We start from the raw sequence: 4,786 nt of genomic DNA on the forward strand, positions 1-4,786 counted from the left end.
AGCTGCTCATAACCCTGTCGCTGCGGCAGGCAGCCGTCTCCACCGTGATCGTGATGGATTATACCGCGCTGATCTGGTCGACCCTGTTCGGCTGGCTGGTCTGGGACCGGCTGCCACCCAGCGTCACGTGGCTCGGCGCCCCCCTGATCATCGGGGCTGGCCTTATCATCATCTGGCGGGAACACCGCTTGTCGCGCGCGATACCGCCGGCAAATGCGATGGAAGAAGATTGAACCGTCGCAAACGGGAACATGGCGCTGCATCGACTGTTTCGCAGCGCAGGCGCTGAGCTTCGCTCTAGATGCCTGCGCATGCGAAAGGATCAAAAATGCTCAAGAAAGTTGTGTTCGCGCTCGTTGCCGGAAGCATCGCCCTCGGCGCTTCGGCATGCAACACCGTCAAGGGTGCCGGCAAGGACGTACAGTCGGTCGGTGAAGCGGCAGACCGCGCCCTGTAAGTGATTTTGGACGGTTGGCGGGGTTTGCCCCGGCAACCGTCCGAAACTTGCGGCGATGGACTATCGATCGCCGATTTCGCTGGGTGACGGCAACCCGGCAGGCCCCGGCTCCCCCTTCCACACCAGGATCGGCTTTCGAGCCGCCAGTGTCTCGTCCAGTCGGTGACGGGGCGCGAAATGCGGCGCAGAGTGCAAGCTGCGATCCCCTGCCTTGGCCCGTTCCGCCAGGCTACGCAGCGAAGCGATGAAGCGGTCCAGCCCGGACTTGCTCTCGGTTTCGGTAGGCTCCACCAGCATCGCGCCGTGCACCACCAAAGGGAAATAGACGGTCATCGGGTGGAAGCCCTCGTCGATCAGGCCCTTGGCGACATCCAGTGTCGAGAAACCGTCCGCAAATCCCCGATCGCTGAACAGCGCTTCGTGCATGCAAGGACCGCTCTCAGCGAAGGGTGCCTGCAGCACGTCCTCCAGGCTGCGCAGAACATAGTTCGCGTTCAGGACCGCATCCTCCGCCACCTGCTGCAAGCCGTCCGCGCCGTGGCTGAGGATATACGTGAGCGCGCGCGTAAACATTCCCATTTGCCCGTGGAATGCCGACATGCGGCCGAAGCCTTGCGAATGGTCAAACGCCTGCGCGTTCTCCTCCTCCACCAGATGGATCACGCCATCCGCCGTCTTGGCGGTGAACGGCAAGGGACCGTACGGCGAGAGCGCCTCTGACAGGACCACCGGGCCGGAACCTGGCCCGCCGCCGCCGTGCGGCGTGGAGAATGTCTTGTGCAGGTTGATGTGCATGGCATCGATACCAAGATCGCCCGGGCGGACCTTGCCGACGATCGCATTGAAATTGGCACCATCGCAATAGACGTAACCGCCGATGGCATGCACCGCGTCCGAAATCGCCTTCATGTCTGGCTCGAACAAGCCGCAAGTGTTGGGATTGGTAATCATGATCCCGGCGATATCGGGGCCGAGGCGGGCCTTCAGCGCCTCCAGATCCACCCGCCCCGCCGCATTCGCGGGGATGCTTTCGACCTTGAAGCCGGCGAACGCGGCCGTCGCCGGGTTGGTGCCGTGGGCGCTTTCCGGAACCAGGATCACGCCGCGCTGCTCCCCGCGCGCCTCGATCGCGGCCTTGATGCACAGCAGGCCGCACAACTCGCCATGCGCGCCGGCCTTCGGCGTCATCGCCACGCCGTGCATCCCGGTCAGCGCGATCAGCCAGTGCGCCAGTTCGTTGATGACACCCAGCGCGCCCTGCGCGCTGGATTGAGGCTGCAACGGATGGACGTCGGCGAAGCCCGGCAGGCGGGAGACCTTTTCATTGAGACGCGGATTGTGCTTCATCGTGCACGAACCCAGCGGGAACGGCCCGAGATCGATCGCATAGTTCTGACGGGAGAGACGCGTGTAGTGCCGCACTGTCTCTGGCTCGGTCAGGCCGGGCAGGTCCGGTGCCGCCTTGCGCAGTGGCAAGCCCGCGACTGGAGCACCTTGCGGGTCATCCAGATCGACGCCGCACTTTTCCCTGCCGCCGATCTCGAAGCTTAGAGGCTCTTCCAGCATCAAGCCGTAATCGCCGCTTTTCGTTGTGAAATTCTCGCCCTGCGGCGTCGTGTCTCCCATCGTCGGTCGCCATCCGGCGGCGTTAGCGGCGCTCATGCCAGCACTCCTGCAAGTTCGGTGGCGAAAGTCTCGATATCCTCGTCCGTGACGGTCTCGGTGGCGGTGACGAGCAGCCCGTTCGCCAGGCCCTCGACGCTCGGATAGAGCCGACCGAGCGAAACGCCGCCCAGCACGCCGCGATCCGACAGCACCCGCACAACCTCACGCGCATCCTGAGGAAGCAGCAGCGTTACTTCGTTGAAGTAGGTCATATTCAGGCAGGAAACGCCCGGTACCTTTGCCAGGCGCGCGACCATGGCCTGCGCGCGGGCGTGGTTGATTCTTGCCAGACGGGCCAATCCCTCGCCGCCCAGCAGTGTCATGTGAATGCTGAAAGCCAGCGCACAGAGCCCTGAATTCGTGCAGATATTGCTCGTCGCTTTCTCGCGCCGGATGTGTTGCTCTCGGGTCGAAAGGGTGAGGACGAAGCCACGCTTTCCTTCCGCGTCCACGGTCTGACCGCAAAGCCGCCCCGGCATCTGCCGCACGAATTTTTCGCGACAGCCGAACAGCCCGAGATACGGCCCGCCGAACTGCAGGCCTACGCCAAGCGACTGCCCTTCTCCCACCACGATATCCGCCCCCAAATTGCCCGGAGCTTCGATCAAGCCGAGTGCGACAGGTTCCGTCACCACCGCAATCAGCAGCGCGCCCTTCGCCTGCGCCGCCGCCGCGATTGCCCCGAGATCGGGAATGCGGCCCAGAATGTCCGGGTATTGGACCACGACGCACGAGGTATCAGCATCGATAGCGGCGATCACCGCGGCATCGTCCGCCTCAACCGAAAGCTCGGGCAAGCGCGCGTCGATCGTGTCACCCGTGAAGCGCGCCATCGTCTTCACGACTTGCGCGTAATGCGGATGCAGCCCGCCGGACAGCACCGCGCGAGATTTGCGGGTGATCCGGCCTGCCATCAGGATCGCTTCCCAGCACGCCGTCGAACCATCGTACATCGAGGCATTGGCGATATCGGTACCCAGCAACCGCGCCACTTGCGTCTGGAATTCGAACAGGACCTGCAGCGTGCCCTGCGCGATCTCCGGCTGGTACGGGGTATAAGCCGTCAGAAACTCACCGCGCTGGATCAGGTGATCGACCGAGGCGGGGATGTGATGGCGATAGGCCCCGGCACCCAGAAAAAAAGGCGCGCTCCCGGCCGATAGGTTCTGCGAGGCCAGCCGCGTCATGTGGCGTTCGACGGCCAGTTCATTCGCATGGAGCGGCAGCCCGGCGATCGGTCCGGACAAGCGCGCTTCGGCGGGAACGTCGACGAACAGATCATCCACGCTGGTTGCGCCGATGATGCCCAGCATCGCGGCCCGATCATCCGCGGTAAGTGGCAGGTAACGCATGGTTAGCTCCGAAAAAAGGCCAGCCTACTCCCGCTAGGGGAGCGCAAGTTCAACAGCATGTCGCGGGGGGCACGAAGGCCCGTCAAAGCGCCTCGACGAAAGCCTTGTACGCGGCTTCGTCCATCAAGCCGTCCAGCTCGGCTGGATCGGTCAGGGTCAAGCGGAACAGCCAACCGCCCTTTTCGGCGTCGCTGTTGACCAGTTCGGGCTCATCGGCGAGCGCGGCATTGGCCTGGTCCACGGTGCCGGAAACCGGGCTGTACACATCCGATGCCGCCTTCACGGAATCCACCACCGAGACGGCATCGCCCTTGCCGACGCTCGCGCCCTCGGCCGGCAACTCGACAAAGGTGATATCACCCAACTGGCCCTGTGCGTAATCGGTGATGCCGACCGTGCCGGTATCGCCGTCGACGTCGATCCACTCGTGATCCTTGGTGAAATAGCGGGTCATGAAACAATCCTCAGCGATGATAGCGGTGGGGGACGAAAGGCATGGGCACGACGCTGGCGACAATACGCTTGCCGCGTACCTCTACCTCAAGAGACGTGTTTTCGGCGGCGCAGGGTCGCTCGACATAGGCCATGGCGATGGGGCGCTGGAGCGTGGGAGAGAAACCGCCCGAGGTGACAGTGCCGACCTGTTGATCGCCCGACCAGACGCTGGCACCCTCTCGCGCGGCCATCCGGCCCTCCAGGACAAGGCCGACCCGGGTGGTGGCCGTACCGTCGTTCAGCAGCCGGAGTATCCGCTCCGCCCCCAAAAAGCCGCCTTCCTCGCGCCGACGCTTGGAAAGGGCGAACGTCAGGCCTGCGGTGACCGGGTCGGTATCGGGCGAAAGGTCGTGGCCATGAAGTGGCAAGCCGGCTTCCAGACGCAGGGAGTCGCGCGCACCCAGGCCGATGGGTTTAACCTGCGGTTGCTCGCAAAGCGCTGTGGCCAGCGCCTCGATATGCTCACCCCGCACGGAAATCTCGAAGCCGTCCTCACCGGTATAGCCCGACCGGCTGATACCGAGCGGACGATCGCCCCACAGATAGGGAGCGGCCTGCATGAACTTGAGATCGACCAGTTGCGGCCCGTCCGCCATCGCGGGTTCCAGACCCAACCGGGCCAGCGCCTCCACGGCCTTGGGGCCCTGCAGCGCCAGCAGCCCGTGTTCGTCCAGGTGGTTGAGAGTTATCGTATCGGGCAGATGTTCGCGCAGATGCGCCAGATCGTCCCACTTGGTAGCCCCGTTCACGACAAGATAGAACGTGCCGCCGCGGTTGGTGACCATCAGGTCGTCCAGAATGCCGCCATTTTCATCCA

The 4,786-nt window shown here is 63.9% G+C and carries 5 protein-coding genes and 1 pseudogene; 2 read left to right on the forward strand and 4 right to left on the reverse strand.

The window, feature by feature from the left end; all coding sequences use genetic code 11:
• Together ACHWRX_RS08250 and ACHWRX_RS08255 are read left to right on the forward strand one after the other, a co-directional pair.
• Nucleotides 1-233: pseudogene (locus tag ACHWRX_RS08250) on the forward strand (EamA/RhaT family transporter); the annotation flags it as partial.
• Between the two features lie 95 nt (nucleotides 234-328).
• A complete protein-coding gene (locus ACHWRX_RS08255) occupies nucleotides 329-457 on the forward strand; it encodes an entericidin A/B family lipoprotein (RefSeq protein WP_394658833.1) in 129 nt (42 codons plus the stop codon).
• A gap of 60 nt (nucleotides 458-517) precedes the next feature.
• Here ACHWRX_RS08255 and gcvPB read toward each other — a convergent pair whose 3' ends face one another.
• From gcvPB to ACHWRX_RS08275, 4 genes are all read right to left on the reverse strand, one after another.
• Complete coding sequence (gene gcvPB, locus ACHWRX_RS08260; RefSeq protein ID WP_394658834.1) at nucleotides 518-2,119, reverse strand: aminomethyl-transferring glycine dehydrogenase subunit GcvPB; 1,602 nt, start codon at nucleotides 2,117-2,119, stop codon at nucleotides 518-520.
• Nucleotides 2,116-3,474 (reverse strand): aminomethyl-transferring glycine dehydrogenase subunit GcvPA, encoded by a 1,359-nt coding sequence (gene gcvPA / locus ACHWRX_RS08265; protein ID WP_394658835.1) that lies wholly within the window; start codon nucleotides 3,472-3,474, stop codon nucleotides 2,116-2,118. Before gcvPA ends, gcvPB begins: the two co-directional genes overlap by 4 nt.
• An 82-nt stretch (nucleotides 3,475-3,556) precedes the next feature.
• Nucleotides 3,557-3,928 (reverse strand): glycine cleavage system protein GcvH, encoded by a 372-nt coding sequence (gene gcvH / locus ACHWRX_RS08270; RefSeq protein ID WP_288414911.1) that lies wholly within the window; start codon nucleotides 3,926-3,928, stop codon nucleotides 3,557-3,559.
• Nucleotides 3,929-3,938: 10 nt separating this feature from the next.
• The coding region (locus ACHWRX_RS08275; RefSeq protein WP_394658836.1) for a glycine cleavage T C-terminal barrel domain-containing protein at nucleotides 3,939-4,786 on the reverse strand (848 nt) is incomplete at its 5' end.

It is taken from the genome of uncultured Novosphingobium sp., assembly GCF_964277725.1.
GTDB classification, from domain to species: domain Bacteria; phylum Pseudomonadota; class Alphaproteobacteria; order Sphingomonadales; family Sphingomonadaceae; genus Novosphingobium; species Novosphingobium fluoreni.

What these genes read in the sequence shown, in the direction of transcription:
- ACHWRX_RS08255 (WP_394658833.1), top strand. Translation starts at nt 329, where the DNA reads ATGCTCAAGAAAGTTGTGTTCGCGCTCGTTGCCGGAAGCATCGCCCTC.
- gcvPB (WP_394658834.1), bottom strand. Translation starts at nt 2,119, where the DNA reads ATGAGCGCCGCTAACGCCGCCGGATGGCGACCGACGATGGGAGACACG.
- gcvPA (WP_394658835.1), bottom strand. Translation starts at nt 3,474, where the DNA reads ATGCGTTACCTGCCACTTACCGCGGATGATCGGGCCGCGATGCTGGGC.
- gcvH (WP_288414911.1), bottom strand. Translation starts at nt 3,928, where the DNA reads ATGACCCGCTATTTCACCAAGGATCACGAGTGGATCGACGTCGACGGC.